Source organism: Aminobacter sp. HY435, from assembly GCF_027568395.1.
In the GTDB taxonomy this organism is placed as follows: Bacteria; Pseudomonadota; Alphaproteobacteria; order Rhizobiales; family Rhizobiaceae; genus Aminobacter.
In genome coordinates this window covers 303939-320023 of record NZ_JANKZL010000001.1, presented here as the reverse complement: position 1 = coordinate 320023, position 16085 = coordinate 303939, and the positions used below count along the sequence as shown (strand labels likewise).

The window sequence follows — 16085 nt, the reverse complement described above, 5'->3', positions numbered from 1 at the left end:
TTCGCCGCGAACTGAGAGGACAACATGATCGAAGCCCGTCAGGTTTCCGTGTCGATCGGCAGCAAGCGCATCGTCAGCGACGTCGATCTGATCGTCCGTCCTGGAGAATTCGCGGCGATCGTCGGCCCCAACGGTTCGGGCAAAACCACCTTCCTGAAGGCGATGACCGGTGAGCTGGGCTACACCGGTTCGATCTCGCTCAACGGCCGCGATATCGCAGCGCTCAAGCCGTGGGAGGCGGCGGGCATGCGCGCTGTGCTGCCGCAGTCGACCGCGCTGTCGTTTCCTTTCACGGTGCGCGAGATCGTCAAGCTCGGCATTACCGGCGGCCGGACCGGCGCGCTGGCCGGGGAGGGCGACCGTCTGCCGGAGCGGGCATTGGCGCGCGTCGACCTGGAAGGCTTCGCCGGGCGGTTCTATCAGGAACTCTCGGGCGGCGAGCAGCAGCGCGTGCAATTGGCGCGGGTGCTGTGCCAGGTGTGGGCGCCGGTGCTTGATGGCCAGGCGCGCTACCTGTTCCTCGACGAACCGGTTTCCAGCCTCGACATCAAGCACCAGCTCATCATCATGAACATCGCCCGCGATTTTGCCCGGCGGGGAGGCGGCGTGATCGCCATCCTGCACGACCTCAACCTGACGGCGATGTATGCCGACCGGATCGGCGTCATGCACCGCGGCCGGCTTGCGGCAACGGGCACGCCGCAGGATGTGTTGAAAGACGAGCTGATCGAAAAGGTGTTCGGCTGCAGGCTGCGGGTCGGCGCATTGCCGGCGGCAAACGTGCCCTTCGTCTTGCCGCAGTCGGCGGTGGCCTGAAACACCAGGAGACTGCGCCAGCGGCGCGGCCTCAGTCCCGGCAGCTTTTTCAGAGGCTCGAGGGACGCGTCAGCTTGCCAGCGCGCGCGGTGTCAGCAGATCGATGCCGAGCACGTCGCGCATGTTGGGACGCGCGGCAACCAGGTCGGCGATGGTGTAGCGGCCAAGCACTTCGAAGAAGGCGTTCAGCGCTTCGCGCAGCGCCGAGTTCAGGCCGCAGCTGTCCATCAGCGGGCAATCGGCGTCGGCCTCGAAGCATTCGGCCATGGCGAAATTTTCTTCCGTCACGCGGACCACGTCGAACAGCGAGATCTTGTCGGCCGGCTTGGCAAGCCGTACGCCGCCGTTGCGGCCGCGAACGGTCTCGACGAGCTTTGCCTCGACCAGCGGCTGCAGGATCTTGAACAGGAAAAGCTCGGAAACCGCATAGGCGGCAGCGATTTCCGGAACCCGGCTCAGCCTTCCGTCATTCGCCGCACAATACATCAGGATGCGCATTGCGTAGTTGGTCTGGCGGGTCAGGCGCATGAACGATTCCTCGCAGTGGCGTGGACAAGTTGTTGCCCGTTCATATGGCCTACACCTTAGAACAATTCCAGACAAGCCACGTTAATAATTCATGATGAGAATATTCAACAATCTGTGTCGGTCCCTCCGGAAACGCAAGCCAGCTTTGCAGGAGCGGGCAGCTCGCAGGGTTGAAAATGATGCTGCAATGCACAATATTGGCGACGTCGGATAAGACTCTGGGAGGAACCCATGAGGACTGCGACATGGAACAGATCATATATTCTCAGCGGCCGCTGGTAGGCACCATCCGCCAGCTCAGGCCGTCCGATCTGCACCGCTTTGCCGAACATCTCCTGAGGTTGGACGGTCAGAGCAGGCGCGACCGCTTCAACGGCATCGCCGACGACGATTTCCTGCGAGCGTATGCCGAGCGCTGTTTTCACGAAGGCGTGACGGTCGTCGGTTATGTCGAGGGCGACAAGGTTTTGGGCGCGGCCGAGTTGCATGAGCGCCCCGAAGAACAAGAGCCGACCGCAGAGATAGCCTTCAGCGTCGAACGCAAGATCCAGCACCGCGGCATCGGCGCCCGCCTGTTTCGGCGGCTGATCGCCCAGGCGCGCGGGCTCGGATACAGCCGCCTGCAGGTGACGACCCATTCGAGCAATCTGGCGATGAAGGCGCTGGCCCGCCGGTTCAATGCCAAACTCAGCTTCGAACTGGGCGAAACCAATGGGGTCATCGAGTTGGAAGCCGGCGACCCGGCCGATACCGAACCGGGATACGCGACGCAGTCCGATCTCGGTCAGCGCAGCGTCGGCAAGGCGATGGCAGCCTGACCGGCATTTCGACCTGAACTGCATTTCGAATTGAAGCGTCAGGCGGCGTTGCCGATATAGTTCCTGTAGCAAACAGGGAATTCCGCCGATGTCTTCGTCGCAAAGCCAGTCCGCAGCGGCTGGCCGTGTCTTGTCGAGTGAAACGACTGCCGCAAAGGCGATTGACACCGAGAAGCTCAAGGCGTTGCGGCGGACGAAGTTTGCTGCGACGGCGACGCTGGCGCTCTGCGTTTGCGTGTTCGCTGTCGCCAAGTCCCTCGAAGGCAGCTGGCCTTGGCTGGGTTTTGTCGCCGCCTTCGCCGAGGCCGCGACCATTGGCGGGTTGGCCGACTGGTACGCGGTCGTCGCCCTGTTCAAGCGCCCGCTCGGCCTGCCCATCCCCCACACGGCGATCGTCCCGTCCAATCAGGAGCGCATTGCCGACAACCTCGGCCGCTTCATCGAGACCAATTTTCTGGCACCGGAGCCTGTTCGGCAAAAGCTGAAAGAGGTGGATTTCGCAGCGCTCGTGGCCGACTGGCTGTCGGACCGCGCTCGTGCCGAGGACCTGTCGGTATTCGTCGGGCGCCTGATGCCGAAAATGCTCCAGGCCGTCGAAGACACCGGCTTGCGCGAATTTGCCACCCGCCGCCTGCTCGAACGCGCTGCCAAGGTCGATGTCGCGCCGCTGGCGGCCGAATTGCTGTCGGCGCTGACCGAGGACCGCCGCCATCAGCGCCTTTTCGACGAGTTCACCAAGATTATCGGCAATTTCCTCAACGACGAGCAGGCGCTCGCCGTGCTGCGCGAGAAGATCCGGGAAGAGCTGCCGTCCGTGTTCAATCTGTTCCGTGCCGACGCCTATCTTCTGAAGCGCATCGTCTCGTCGGCGGCGACGCTGCTCGAGGAGGTGAGGGCGGACCCGGATCATCCGCTGCGCGGCGAATTCGACCGCTTCGTCTACGGTTTCGTCGACAAGCTGCGCCATTCGCCCGACTACGCCCGGCGCGCCGACCAGCTGAAGCGCAATTTCCTGGCGCGGCCGGAACTGCGGGGCCTGGCCAACGACATCTGGTCGAGCATGCGCCGCTTCATCGAGCAGGATGTGGCGGCCCAGGAGTCGATGACGCGCAGGCACCTGTCCGCCATGTTCGTGGAGATCGGCCAGAACCTGGCGCGCGATCCGCAGATCAGGTCCGATATGAACGAAGGTTTCGTCGTGGCCCTGGCGTCGTTCGTCGAGAACCAGAAGAGCGGTGTTTCAGGTTTCATCGCCGAGCAGGTCAAGCGCTGGGACCTCGGCCAACTGACCAGGCTTATGGAGATCAATATCGGCCGTGACCTGCAATATATACGCTTCAACGGCATGGTGATCGGCGGTCTCGCCGGGCTTGCGCTGTATTCGGCGGAACTGCTGTTCCTGGCGAATTGACCGGGACCACTGTCGGTCTATTCTCGTTGCATGCCTGGGAAGGCCCGGGCCAGACAGGAGCGAGCCATGGCCAAGCAGCCGGAATCGGAATCCTTCATGGACATGTTTGCGAAGTTCGGACGCGATCTGAAGCTGCCGGCGGTCGACGTCGACGCCATCGTCAGCCATCACCGCAAGAACCTCGAGGCGCTGGAAAAGTCGGTCAAGGCGGGCGCATCCGGCGCCTCCTCGCTTGCCGCCAAGCAGCGCGAGATGATGCACGAGGCGTTGCGCGAAATCACCGAGGCGGTGCAGGGACTGCGGGCGCCGGGCAACCCCGGGGAACTGGTCGGCAAGCAGGCAGAATTCGCCAAGCGTTCGTTCGAGGCCGCGCTCAGGAATGCTGGCGAGATGGCCGAGATCGCGCGCAAGTCGAGCACGGAATCGATAGAGGTGCTGCGCGAGCGCATCCGTGAATCGATGCAGGAAATTCGCGACAGCTACGACAAGAAGAAGTAACCGCTATCGCCAAACGAGTGCCGCCACGGCACCTGCCGCTCTCTTGTGGGTTACCGGAGACGGGCCGCGCATTGCCGGCCCGTCGATGCTAAGCAAGGCCGATCACCACTGACGCGCCGTGTGTCCATTCGGGCTCACAAAGTCACTGAAACATTTTGAATCCGGCTATTGTGCCGTCGGAGAATCGCGGTCGATTCTTGGGCTGTCGCTTTGGGATTCAACTGGGGAAGAGGATGAAGGTAGCCATCGAGATGGGGGCGGCGTCCGGCGGGACGAAGGCCCAGCTTGATCTCGAAGAACTTCTTGCGACCCGATTGCTGGTTCAAGGCAACTCGGGCTCGGGGAAGTCACATCTGTTGCGCCGCTTGCTCGAACAGAGCGCGCCATGGGTACAGCAGTGCGTGATCGATCCCGAAGGCGATTTCGTCACGCTTGCCGACCGCTTCAATCACGTCGTGGTCGACGCCCAGCGCACCGAGGCGGAGCTTACCCGCATTGCCGGACGTATCCGCCAGCATCGCGTCTCCGTCGTGCTCAATCTCGAGGGGCTGGACGTCGAGCAGCAGATGCGCGGCGCGGCAGCCTTCCTCAATGGCATGTTCGATGCGGACCGCGACCACTGGTATCCTGTGCTGGTGGTCGTCGACGAAGCCCAGCTTTTCGCGCCCGCCGTTGCCGGCGAGGTGTCGGACGATGCCCGCAAGATCTCGCTCGGGGCGATGACCAACCTGATGTGCCGCGGCCGCAAGCGCGGGCTGGCCGGCGTCATTGCCACCCAGCGCCTCGCCAAGCTCGCCAAGAACGTTGCCGCCGAAGCGTCCAACTTCCTGATGGGGCGCACCTTTCTCGACATCGACATGGCGCGCGCCGCCGACCTGCTCGGCATGGAGCGGCGGCAGGCGGAAATGTTCCGCGATCTGGCGCGCGGCAATTTCGTGGCGCTCGGACCGGCGATGTCGCGGCGGCCGCTGCCGATCGCCATCGGTTCGGTCGAAACGTCGGCGCGGTCGGTCAGCCCCAAGCTGATGCCGCTGCCCGACGCCAACGACGACACGCGCGACCTGATCTTTGCGCCGGCGCCGCTCGAGGCGCGCCAGCCGGTCAGGCGTCCGCCCGCGCCGACCCCGACGCCGACCGCAGACATCATCGCCCAGCTTTCGCAGGTGAGGGCGGAAGCTTCGGCGCCCGTTGCCGAGCCGATCTTCCCGCTGTTCGACGAGGCTGAACGCGAAGCGCTGATCGACACCATCGTGCGCGAGATGGTCGACGATCCCGATGCGGCTTTCCGTACCGACGCCGTGCTCTACCAGGATTTCCTTGTCCGCTGCCGCATCAAGCGCATGCAGGGCGAGCCGCCGCCGCTGTCCATCTTTCGTCGCCGCTACGCCGTGGCCCGCTCGGGCATCGACGACGAGACGGCGTCGAGCGACACCTGGCAGCAGGCGCTTGGCATGTCGGCATCGCTGCCGGAGGATCTGCAGGCGGTGTTCCTGATCGTTGCCCAGGCGGCCGTCAAGGGCGCGCCTTGTCCATCGGACGCAGCCATCGCGCACGCCTACGGCAGTCACTCGGCGCGGCGGGCGCGGCGGCTCCTCACCTATTTCGAAGAGCAGGGGCTGGCTGTCGTGCGTACCGATTTCCACGGCAAGCGTTCGGTTGCGTTTCCCGAGTTGGGCTGCGAGACGGCCCCGGGCGATCCGGAACGAACCGACGATCTGGCCGAGCGCCAGGCTGCCGAATAGGCCGCTGACCGCCTGTGGAGGTTGACAATCGCGTGCGGTTCATGGTCCCCGGTAGATGCTGCGCCATCAGACGGGGGAACGAATGAGCCTGGCCGAACCGATCGAGACCTTTGAGGAGCTGCGCTGCAAGATCGGGCAGGAAATCGGCGTTTCCGAATGGGTGACAATCGACCAGTCGCGTATCGACGGCTTCGCCGAATGCACCGGCGACCACCAGTGGATCCATGTCGATCCCGAGCGGGCGCGGCGCCAGAGTCCATTCCGCACCACCATCGCCCACGGCTTTCTGACGCTGTCGCTGATTGGCGCGCTGATCCAGGAAATGGGCGTCGTCCCGGTGAGTACCCAGGCCGCTTTCAACTACGGGCTCGACAGGGTCCGCTTTGTCTCGCCGGTCAAGGTCGGCTCGCAGGTGCGCATGCGCACCGTGCTGATGTCGATGGAGGACAAGGGGCCGGGGCAATATCTGCTCAAGGCCGAAAACACCATCGAGATCGAGGGCGAGGCCAAGCCGGCGCTCGTGGCGGAAACGCTCGTCATGCTCTACGAGCGGCGCAAGAAGGCGACGGCCTGAGCCGCCGCCCGGTTTTGTTTCAACGCGGATTGGCAATAGCGATTGCAATTTCGCCGACGCCGTCGACGCCGGCGGCGATGCGGTCGCCAGGCGTCACCGCGCCAACGCCGGCAGGGGTGCCGGTGTAGATCAGGTCGCCGGCCTTGAGTTCCATCGACTGGCTGCAGATCGCGATGACCTCCGGGATCGTCCAGATGAGCTCAGCGAGGTCGCCTTGCTGCCTGCTCTCGCCATTGACTGAAAGCCAGATGCGCCCGGCGGATGGATGGCCGATGTCGGCGGCGCGGACGAGCGGCCCGCATGGCGCGGAGCGGTCGAAGCCCTTGGCCCAGTCCCACGGCCTGCCCATCTTCTTGGCGGTGTCCTGCAGATCGCGGCGGGTGAAGTCGATGCCCACGCCATAGCCCCAGACATGGCCAAGCGCGTCGGTGGCGTCGATGTTCACGCCGCCCCGGCCGATGGCCACGACCAGTTCGACCTCGTAGTGCAGGCTTTCGGTCAAGGGCGGATAGGGGATGATTGTGCCGCTGTCGACCACGGCGTCTGCGGGTTTGCCGAAAAAGAACGGCGGCTCGCGGTCGGGATCGTTGCCCATCTCGCGGGCGTGTGCGGCATAGTTGCGGCCGACGCAGAAGATGCGGCGTACCGGAAACCTGTCCGGCGAACCTGCAACGGCGACGGAAGCCGGATCCGGCGGCGTGATGACGAAAGTGGCCAAGGGCAGCCTCCCGTGAAAATGATGCAGGCTTTTCGCATGATCCGCGTGCGCATTCCACTTCCAATCGGATCAGCGGCCATCGCTTTTTGTTGGACGAGCCAAGTCGTCGCAAGTCGAGCGACAGTCGTTTTTCTGGCTGTCCTGCACGCAATGCGTGTCTGGAATCAAAAAGGCGCTTGCAGCCGCAATTTGCAAGGATAGGATTTGCTCACCTGACGGGTGCGGGGTCTGCCTGGCCGGTCGCGGCAACAGTGGGAGGTTTCATGTCAGAGGTTACTTTGGTCGTGAACGGCCGAAAGGTCAGCGGCGCGGTGGAGGACCGCACGCTTCTAGTTCATTTCCTGCGCGAGCACTTGGGCCTGACCGGCACGCATGTCGGTTGCGACACGTCGCAATGCGGCGCCTGCGTCGTCCATGTCGATGGCAAGGCGATGAAGTCATGCACGATGCTTGCGGCACAGGCCTCCGGCTCGACCATTACCACGATCGAGGGTCTCGCTGACGGAGCCGACCTGCACCCCGTGCAGGCGGCGTTCAAGGAACATCACGGCCTGCAATGCGGCTTCTGCACGCCAGGCATGATCATGACGGCGACCGACATGATCCGCCGGCATCCCGAAGGCCTCGACGAGGCCACCGTGCGCGCCGAACTTGAAGGCAACATCTGCCGCTGCACCGGATACCACAACATCGTCAAGGCGATCCTCGCCGCTTCGAAGACGATGGCCAAGGCATCCAAGAACAAGGCGAAGAAGGCGGCGTAGAAGCGAATGGGGAGTAGCGAATAGCGAGTAGGGAACTCTCCCCGAAAGCAAACGCGGTCCCCTCTTCGCTACTCACTATTCGCTATTCGCTACTTGAGGTTCGGGAGGAACTGCAATGGGAATGGAAGGCGTTGGCGCGCGTGTTGCGCGCAAGGAAGACAAGAGGTTCATCACCGGCGCGGGTCGCTATGTCGACGACATGGTCGTGCCCGGCATGAAGCACGCCGCGTTCGTGCGCAGTCCGCACGCGCATGCCGATATCAAGAAGATCGACGTCAGGAAGGCGGAGGCCATGCCGGGCGTGATCGGCGTGCTGACCGGCAAACAGCTCAAGGCCGACGGCATCGGCAACCTGATCTGCGGCTGGATGATCCACTCCAAGGACGGCTCGCCGATGAAGATGGGGGCGTGGTCGCCGCTGGCCGTCGACCGGGTCCGCTACGTCGGCGATGCGGTCGTCATCGTCGTGGCCGACACCAAGGGGCAGGCGCGCGACGCCGCCGAGGCCGTCGAGATCACCTACAAGGAGCGCAAATCGGTGGCGGATGCCGTCGAGGCGCTGGCCAAGGGCGCGCCGCAGTTGCATCCCGAAGCAGATGGCAACCTGATCTTCGACTGGGGCATCGGCGATGAAAAGGCCGCTGACGCCGCCCTGAAAGGCGCTGCCCATATTACCCGCGTCAACATCGTCAACAATCGCCTGGTTCCGAACGCCATGGAGCCGCGCGCCGCGCTTGGCCACTACGACAAGGCCGAGGATCACTACACCTGCTGGACCACCTCGCAGAACCCGCATGTGGCGCGGCTGGTGATGAGCGCGTTCTACAACGTCGCGCCGGAAAACAAGCTGCGTGTCATCGCGCCCGACGTGGGGGGCGGTTTCGGTTCCAAGATCTACATCTATCCGGAAGAGATCGTCTGCCTGTGGGCCTCCAAGAAGACCGGCGTCCCGGTCAAATGGGTTGCCGACCGCACCGAGAGCTTCCTCACCGACGCCCACGGCCGCGACCACCACACGACAGTCGAAATGGGCTTCGACAAGAACAACAGGATCGTCGGGCTGAAGGTCGACACCATCGCCAATCTCGGCGCCTACATGTCGCTGTTCTCCTCGGCGACGCCGACCTACCTTTACGCCACGCTTTTGTCTGGCCAGTACAACATCCCGGCGATCTACGGCAACGTGCGCACCGTCTACACCAACACCGCGCCTGTCGATGCCTATCGCGGCGCCGGGCGGCCTGAAGCCACCTATGTGCTCGAGCGCACGATGGAGATCGCCGCGCGTGAGCTCGGCGTTTCACCGGCAGAGCTCAGGCGCAGCAACTTCGTCACGCAGTTCCCGCATCAGACGCCGGTCATCATGTGCTACGACGCCGGCGACTATGGCACCTCGCTCGACGCCGCGATGAAGCAGGCCGACTATGCCGGCTTCGCCAAGCGCAAGGCGGCAGCGGCCAAGAAGGGCAAGCTGCGCGGCATCGGCATGAGCTGCTACATCGAGGCCTGCGGCATCGCGCCGTCGGCGGCGGTCGGTTCGCTCGGCGCCGGTGTCGGCCTGTGGGAATCGGCCGAGGTCCGCGTCAACGCCGTCGGCACCATCGAGGTGTTGACCGGCTCGCACAGCCATGGCCAGGGCCACGAGACGACCTTCGCTCAGCTGGTCAACTCGCGCTTCGGCGTGCCGCTCGACAGCGTCTCGATCGTGCATGGCGACACCGACAAGGTGCAGATGGGCATGGGCACTTACGGCTCGCGTTCCGGTGCGGTCGGCATGTCGGCCATCGTCAAGGCGCTCGACAAGGTGGAAGCCAAGGCCAAGAAGATCGCGGCCCACCTGCTCGAGGCCGACGAGGGCGACATCGTCATCGAGAACGGCCAGCTCAAGGTGGCCGGCACCGACAAGAACGTGCCGTGGTTCCAGATGGCGCTTGCCGCCTACACCGCCCACAACCTGCCCCAGGGCATGGAGCCGGGCCTGAAGGAGACGGCGTTCTACGATCCGTCAAACTTCACTTTCCCGGCGGGTTGCTACATCTGCGAGGTCGAGATCGATCCGGAAACCGGCAAGACCGACATCGTGCAGTTCGTCGCGGCCGATGATTTCGGCAACATCATCAATCCGATGATCGTCGAGGGCCAGGTGCATGGCGGCATCGCTCAGGGCGTCGGCCAGGCGCTGCTGGAGGGCGCAGTCTACGACGGCGCGGGGCAACTGCTGACCGCCAGCTACATGGACTACACCATGCCGCGCGCCGACGACCTGCCGTCGTTCCAGATATCGACGTCGAACACGCCTTGCCCGGGCAATCCGCTCGGCATCAAGGGCTGTGGCGAGGCCGGCGCCATCGGTTCGCCGCCGGCAGTCATCAACGCCATCACCGATGCGCTCGGCCACGAGAACCTGACGATGCCGGCGACGCCCCAGAAAGTCTGGACAGCGCTGCGCGCCGGCACGAAGCACTGAGGAGGACGCAACATGTATTCCGTCAACTATCATCGCGCCACCTCGGTCGCGGACGCAGTCAAGAAGATCAAGGCTGGTGATGCCAAGTTCCTGTCGGGCGGGATGACGCTCATTCCGGCCATGAAAACCAGGCTTGCGGCACCGTCCGACCTGGTCGACCTGAGCCACATCGCCGATCTGAAGGGCATCAAGGTGTCAGGCAAGACAGTGACAATCGGGGCGGGGACGACGCATTTCGACGTCGCCAACGACGAAAAGCTCAAGAAGGTGTGTCCAGCCATCAGCTATCTGGCGGGCCTCATTGGCGATCCGGCCGTACGCCACCGCGGCACCATCGGCGGATCGATCGCCAACAACGATCCGGCTGCCGACTACCCCTCGGCGCTGCTGGCGCTGGGGGCGACGATTGTCACAAACAAGCGCGAACTGGCTGCGGACAAGTTCTTCAAGGGCCTGTTCGAAACGGCGCTCAAGGACGACGAGATCGTCACGGCGGTCACCTTCACCGCGCCGGCAAAGGCGGGGTACGCCAAGTTCCCGAATCCCGCCTCGCGCTACGCCATGACCGGCGTGTTCGTGACCAAGGGCAAGGACGGCGTGCGGGCGGCGGTCACCGGTGCGGGTGACGACGGCGTGTTCCGCTCGAAGGAAGTAGAGGCGGCACTTTCCAAGAAGTTCGAGGCGTCGGCGCTCGAGGGCATTTCTGTACCGTCGAAGAACCTGATGGGCGACATCCATGCCTCTCCGGAATACCGGGCCAATCTGGTCGTGGTGATGGCCAGGCGCGCGGTCGCTGCCGCCAACGCCTGAGCTTGGAACTTTACAAGGGAAGGGGCCTTCGGGCCCCTTTCTGGTTTGCACGACAACGCTGGTTTGCAGGACAAGGAGGCTTCATGGTCGTCCGTCGCATCGTCGCCAATCTGCGCGCCGACAACCCGGCAGAGGCGCGGACCTTCTACAGCGAGTTGCTCGGCCTCGACGTCGTCATGGATCACGGCTGGATACTGACCTTTGCCGCAGAGGGCAAAATGACGCCGCAACTCAGCGTCGCGAGCGAGGGCGGCTCAGGGACGCCGGTGCCAACGCTGTCAATCGAGGTTGACGACGTCGACGAGGCCTATCGGCGCGCGCAGACTGCCGGCTGCGACATCGCCTATGAGATCGCCGACGAACCCTGGGGCGTCAGGCGGTTCTACCTGCGCGATCCCTTCGGCAATGTCGTCAACATCCTGTCGCACAAGGAATAGGACGAAAGTCTGCCGGTCGGGCGGCGGCATTTCGCCGGCCGCCTCTTGGCATCACCAGCGAAGGCGGCTTACATGCCGCCGGCATGTCGCAACAACCGAGCAGTCTGGAGCATTAGTGGAATGGCGCGTCCGATAACTTCGATCGCCGACCTTCGCGCAATCGCCAAGCGGCGCGTGCCCCGGATGTTCTATGACTATTGCGATTCCGGTGCCTGGACCGAGAGCACATATCGCGAGAACGAAAGCGATTTCGTGCCGATCAAGCTGCGCCAGCGCGTCGCTGTCGACATGCGCAACCGCACGCTCGAAACGACGATGGTCGGCGAAAAGGTGTCGATGCCGGTGGCGATCGCACCGACCGGGCTTACCGGCATGCAGCATGCCGACGGCGAAATCCATGCCGCGCGCGCCGCCGAAAAGGCCGGCATCCCGTTCACGCTGTCGACGATGAGCATCTGCTCGATCGAGGACATCGCCGAAAACACGTCGAAACCGTTCTGGTTTCAGCTCTATGTGATGCGCGACCGCGAGTTCGTCTCCAATCTCATCCGGCGCGCAAAAGCGGCCAAATGCTCGGCCCTGGTGCTGACGCTCGACCTGCAGATCCTCGGCCAGCGCCACAAGGACATCATCAACGGCCTGTCGACGCCGCCGCGCATGACCGTGGCCAACATCATCAACCTGGCGACCAAGCCGCGCTGGTGCCTCAACATGCTCGGCACCAGCCGCCGCACCTTCCGCAACATCGCGGGCCACGCAAAGGGCGTGACCGACCTGCGCTCGCTGTCGTCGTGGACCGCCGAACAGTTCGATCCGGCCCTGAGCTGGGACGACGTCAAGTGGATCAAGGAGCAGTGGGGCGGCAAGCTGATCCTCAAGGGCATCCTCGACCCCGAGGACGCCGAGAAGGCGGTTGCGAGCGGCGCGGACGCGCTGATCGTCTCCAACCATGGCGGCCGCCAGCTCGACGGCGCCGTCTCGTCGATCTCGGCGCTGCCGGCGATCGTCGATGCGGTCGGCGACCGCATCGAGGTGTTCATGGACGGCGGCATCCGCTCCGGGCAGGATGTCATCAAGGCCCTGGCGTTTGGAGCCAGGGGCGTCTTCATCGGCCGCGCCTTTCTCTATGGGCTCGGCGCGGGCGGCGAGGCTGGCGTAACCACCTGCCTCAACATCATCCGCAACGAACTCGACATCACCATGGCGTTCTGCGGCTTGCGCGACATCAAGGACGTCGACAGCCGCATCATCGCAAGGCGGTGAAATCGGGTAGCCATCCAGGGACGGTGCCGGAGACGCCGCATGGGCCAGCCAATCGGCCGCGATTGGTGTGGATTCGATGAAACGGCACGTTCGCCGCGCAGCCGGCAAGGCCAGTCAGGGCACCAGGCGGGCGGGCTACCTGCTGTTGGGCTGGTTGATGCTGGCGCTCGGTGTCATTGGCGCTTTCCTGCCGCTGATGCCGACGACCATCTTCCTGATCGCCGCGGCGTGGTGCTTTGGCCGCTCGTCGCCGCGCGCGGAGAGTTGGTTGCTCGGCCATCCCCGATTTGGCCCAACGCTGCGTGACTGGCGTGAACAAGGGGCCATTCCGCGCCAGGCGAAGCTGGCGGCATATGCGGGCATGGCGCTCGGCTATGGCCTGTTCCTGTTCGGAAGGCCGGGTGCGTTGCCTGCGATCTCGGCTGCGGTTTTCGTTGGTGCCGGCGCTCTGTATGTGGCGACGCGACCTGATCCGAGGCCGAAACCGGCACGTGACCAGCGCCGGGACTATGGTTGAGGCGGTGCCGGCAATCGGCCAAAAGCACCTGCCGCGTCGACGCTGAGCCGATTTGGCCTGGTCGGGCTTGTCGTGCTAGGGAGCGGGCCTATCTGAAGGCCACCACGATCCACGCACACCGAAAAGACCATGACGAAGCTTTACGCCGATGGCGCGCAAGTCCTTGCCGTAGCCCCGATGATGGACTGGACTGACCGTTGCTGCCGTTATTTTCACCGGCAGATCACGCGGGATTCGCTGCTGTACACCGAAATGGTGGTGGCTGATGCGGTGATCCATGGCGCGCGCGAGCGGCTGCTCGGCTTCGATGCCTGCGAGCATCCTGTCGCGTTGCAGCTTGGCGGTTCGGATCCGGTCAAGCTGGCTGCGGCTGCGCGCATCGGCGAGGACTACGGCTACGACGAGATCAACCTCAATGTCGGCTGTCCGTCGGACAGGGTGCAGTCTGGCACCTTCGGTGCCTGCCTGATGAAGACGCCCGAACTGGTCGCCGACTGCGTTTCGGCGATGAAGGCCGCAGTCAGGATTCCGGTGACGGTGAAGTGCCGGATCGGCGTCGACCACCAGGATCCGGAGCCGGCGCTCGACACGCTGGCCGACCAGGTCTTCGCCGCCGGCACGGATGCCCTCTGGGTACATGCCCGCAAGGCCTGGCTGGAAGGGCTCAGCCCCAAGGAAAACCGCGAAATTCCACCGCTCGACTATGATCGCGTCTATCGCCTGAAGGCGCGCTTGCCGCATCGTTTCATCGGCATCAATGGCGGCGTCCAGACGCTGGACGAGGCGCGCGGTCATCTCCGCCATGTCGATGGCGTGATGCTCGGGCGGGCCGCCTATCACACGCCTGCGGTGCTGGCGGGCGCGGACGCGCTGCTGCGCGGCGAGGAGGCCGGGGAGCTCGACCACGCCGGCCTGATCGATGCGATGGCCGACTATTCCGATGCCCACATCGCTGCCGGCGGTCGTCTCGGACACATTACCCGCCACATGGTCGGGTTGTTCCATGGCCTGTCAGGAGCGCGGCGCTACCGGCAGATATTGTCGACCGACGCCAACAAGCCTGGCGCCCGTTCGGATGTTTTGCGGACTGCATTCGCAGCCGTCGGGGCCGCCCATGAAAGCGAAGCGGCCTAGGGGGGTATCCCGGAGCCACAGCGGCGCGTCCGCTGAGACTTTGGCGCCTAGGGTCAGGACTCATTAATCCAGAAGATGACGGTTGCGGCGATGCAGATTGCCGAGAAGAAGGTGTGGGCGCATCGGTCGTATCTGGTTGCGATGCGCCGCCAGTCCTTGAGCTTGGCGAACAGGTTCTCGACCTTGTGGCGCTGCCGATAGATGTCTTTGTCGTAGGCGAAGGGGATTTTCCGGCTTCGGCTTGAAGGGATACACGGGGTGATGCCCCTGTCGGTGAGCGCCTGCCGGAACCAGGCACTGTCATAGCCCCGGTCGGCGATGAGGTGGGTGGCAATTGGCAGCGCATCGATCACCATGGCTGCGCCCTTGTGATCGCTGACCTGTCCGGCGCTGAGCTTGAGGATGATTGGTCGCCCGGCTTGATCGCAGACAGCATGGAGCTTGGAGTTCAATCCGCCCTTGGTGCGTCCGATATGGCGGGGAACATCCCCTTTTTAAGCAGGCTCGCCGCGGTACGGTGGGCCTTCAGGTGGGTGGCATCGATCATGATCCGCTCCGGTCTGGGACCGGCCTGACTGAGCGCGACGAAGATTTTGTCGAACACGCCCAATCGGCTCCAGCGCATGAAGCGGTTGTAGAGCGTCTTGTGCGGGCCATAGGCCTTGGGCGCATCCTTCCACTGCAAGCCGTTGCGGATCACGTAGACAATTCCGCTCACGACGCGGCGGTCATCGACCCGTGGCACGCCATGGGCCAACGGAAAATGAGGCGACAGCCGCGCCATCTGGGACGGGCTCAGCAAAAACAAATCATCCATCAGATCCTCCAGGCGAGAATCTGAATCACAAATCAATCCAGATTAATAGGTCCTGACCCTAGTCGCGGAGAATCATCCGGTCGCCGCGCACGTCGTATCCCGACAGCGATCCCATGAAGTTCATGCCGAGCAGGCTCTGCTGCAGACCCTGGTCGGCGACTAGCATCGGCATGTTCTTGCGCTCGATTGCGCCAAGATGGATCGTGCCGGCGGTGATGCGGGCCGCATGGGCGACGCCATTCGCCGTCGAAACCGGAATGGTGAAACTGAGCTTGTCGGGGTCGAAGCCCGCCTTGATGGCGTCGGCCTTGGTTAGCACCGTTGTCGTTGCGCCGGTGTCGACCATGGCCTGGATCGGCGCGCCATTGATCAGCAGGCGGGCGCCGAAATGGCCGTTCGACAGCTTGTCGAGCGTGACGGTGGCGCGCCCGTCGCCATCCAGCGAAGACATCGGGCTGCCCGGAATGAGCCCGGCCGTCACCCGGCTGGCGACGTCCTGCAACTCATAGCGATACTGGTAGCCGGCAACGAGCACCAGGATGATCAGCAGCCACAGCGCGAAATTGCGCAGGCCGTTGCCCCAGGAAGCCCGGCGGCCCAGCACTCCGGCGCCGACGACAAGCACCAGGGCGCCGAGATAAATCAGGCTGCCGAACTGGTCGTTGGCAAGCCCGAATGTCTGGCCGTCGGAATTGTTGAACAAGAGCAGCAGCAGCCCGCCGCCCATCAAGGCAATGACGACCCAGTAGAGGCGGCTCATGTCGGCTGGAT

The 16085-nt window shown here is 64.0% G+C and carries 17 protein-coding genes; 13 read left to right on the top strand and 4 right to left on the bottom strand.

Going from position 1 to position 16085, the window contains the following annotated elements; all coding sequences use genetic code 11:
• Window positions 1-24: 24 nt before the first annotated feature.
• Window positions 25-816 (top strand): heme ABC transporter ATP-binding protein, encoded by a 792-nt coding sequence (locus tag PCJ21_RS01575; protein ID WP_269929620.1) that lies wholly within the window; start codon window positions 25-27, stop codon window positions 814-816.
• 69 nt (window positions 817-885) lie between these two features.
• Here PCJ21_RS01575 and rirA read toward each other — a convergent pair whose 3' ends face one another.
• On the bottom strand, window positions 886-1344 hold the full coding sequence (rirA, locus tag PCJ21_RS01570; protein WP_269929619.1) for an iron-responsive transcriptional regulator RirA: 459 nt from the start codon (window positions 1342-1344) through the stop codon (window positions 886-888).
• Between the two features lie 245 nt (window positions 1345-1589).
• Here rirA and PCJ21_RS01565 point away from each other — a divergent pair, with 245 nt between their 5' ends.
• The 5 genes from PCJ21_RS01565 (at window position 1590) to PCJ21_RS01545 (ending at window position 6387) form a co-directional block, all read left to right on the top strand.
• Window positions 1590-2162, top strand: coding sequence for a GNAT family N-acetyltransferase (locus tag PCJ21_RS01565; protein WP_269929618.1), 573 nt, complete (start codon window positions 1590-1592; stop codon window positions 2160-2162).
• An 88-nt stretch (window positions 2163-2250) separates the two neighbouring features.
• Window positions 2251-3573 carry a DUF445 domain-containing protein gene (locus PCJ21_RS01560; RefSeq protein ID WP_269929617.1) on the top strand — a complete coding sequence of 441 codons (1323 nt, stop codon included), beginning with the start codon at window positions 2251-2253 and terminating at the stop codon, window positions 3571-3573.
• Window positions 3574-3639: 66 nt separating this feature from the next.
• Window positions 3640-4071 (top strand): phasin family protein, encoded by a 432-nt coding sequence (locus PCJ21_RS01555; RefSeq protein WP_269929616.1) that lies wholly within the window; start codon window positions 3640-3642, stop codon window positions 4069-4071.
• A gap of 233 nt (window positions 4072-4304) precedes the next feature.
• Window positions 4305-5813: an ATP-binding protein gene (locus tag PCJ21_RS01550; protein ID WP_269929615.1), complete on the top strand. Its 1509-nt coding sequence runs from the start codon at window positions 4305-4307 to the stop codon at window positions 5811-5813.
• Between the two features lie 82 nt (window positions 5814-5895).
• Window positions 5896-6387: a MaoC family dehydratase gene (locus PCJ21_RS01545; protein WP_269929614.1), complete on the top strand. Its 492-nt coding sequence runs from the start codon at window positions 5896-5898 to the stop codon at window positions 6385-6387.
• A 19-nt stretch (window positions 6388-6406) separates the two neighbouring features.
• On the opposite strand, the gene PCJ21_RS01540 is transcribed toward PCJ21_RS01545, so the two are convergent.
• Window positions 6407-7105 (bottom strand): fumarylacetoacetate hydrolase family protein, encoded by a 699-nt coding sequence (locus PCJ21_RS01540; RefSeq protein ID WP_442865936.1) that lies wholly within the window; start codon window positions 7103-7105, stop codon window positions 6407-6409.
• Between the two features lie 263 nt (window positions 7106-7368).
• On the opposite strand from PCJ21_RS01540, the gene PCJ21_RS01535 reads away from it, so the two are divergent.
• The 7 genes from PCJ21_RS01535 to dusA all read left to right on the top strand — a co-directional run bounded on the left by PCJ21_RS01535 (window position 7369) and on the right by dusA (window position 14497).
• Window positions 7369-7869, top strand: a complete 501-nt coding sequence (locus PCJ21_RS01535; protein ID WP_269929613.1) for a (2Fe-2S)-binding protein — start codon at window positions 7369-7371, stop codon at window positions 7867-7869.
• A gap of 115 nt (window positions 7870-7984) precedes the next feature.
• A complete protein-coding gene (locus tag PCJ21_RS01530; protein WP_269929612.1) occupies window positions 7985-10336 on the top strand; it encodes a xanthine dehydrogenase family protein molybdopterin-binding subunit in 2352 nt (783 codons plus the stop codon).
• Window positions 10337-10348: 12 nt separating this feature from the next.
• Window positions 10349-11146: an FAD binding domain-containing protein gene (locus PCJ21_RS01525; protein ID WP_269929611.1), complete on the top strand. Its 798-nt coding sequence runs from the start codon at window positions 10349-10351 to the stop codon at window positions 11144-11146.
• Window positions 11147-11229: 83 nt separating this feature from the next.
• On the top strand, window positions 11230-11583 hold the full coding sequence (locus PCJ21_RS01520) for a VOC family protein (RefSeq protein ID WP_269929610.1): 354 nt from the start codon (window positions 11230-11232) through the stop codon (window positions 11581-11583).
• A 120-nt stretch (window positions 11584-11703) separates the two neighbouring features.
• Window positions 11704-12846, top strand: coding sequence for an alpha-hydroxy acid oxidase (locus PCJ21_RS01515; RefSeq protein WP_269929609.1), 1143 nt, complete (start codon window positions 11704-11706; stop codon window positions 12844-12846).
• 76 nt (window positions 12847-12922) lie between these two features.
• Window positions 12923-13363 (top strand): YbaN family protein, encoded by a 441-nt coding sequence (locus PCJ21_RS01510; RefSeq protein ID WP_269929608.1) that lies wholly within the window; start codon window positions 12923-12925, stop codon window positions 13361-13363.
• 129 nt (window positions 13364-13492) lie between these two features.
• On the top strand, window positions 13493-14497 hold the full coding sequence (gene dusA, locus PCJ21_RS01505; protein ID WP_269929607.1) for a tRNA dihydrouridine(20/20a) synthase DusA: 1005 nt from the start codon (window positions 13493-13495) through the stop codon (window positions 14495-14497).
• A gap of 53 nt (window positions 14498-14550) precedes the next feature.
• On the opposite strand, the gene PCJ21_RS01500 is transcribed toward dusA, so the two are convergent.
• A protein-coding gene (locus tag PCJ21_RS01500; RefSeq protein ID WP_269929606.1) for an IS5 family transposase occupies window positions 14551-15314 on the bottom strand; the annotation gives its coding sequence in 2 pieces (ribosomal slippage) (window positions 14551-14981 and window positions 14981-15314; 765 coding nt in all).
• Window positions 15315-15372: 58 nt separating this feature from the next.
• Window positions 15373-16074, bottom strand: a complete 702-nt coding sequence (locus PCJ21_RS01495) for a TIGR02281 family clan AA aspartic protease (RefSeq protein ID WP_269929605.1) — start codon at window positions 16072-16074, stop codon at window positions 15373-15375.
• Window positions 16075-16085: the final 11 nt, after the last annotated feature.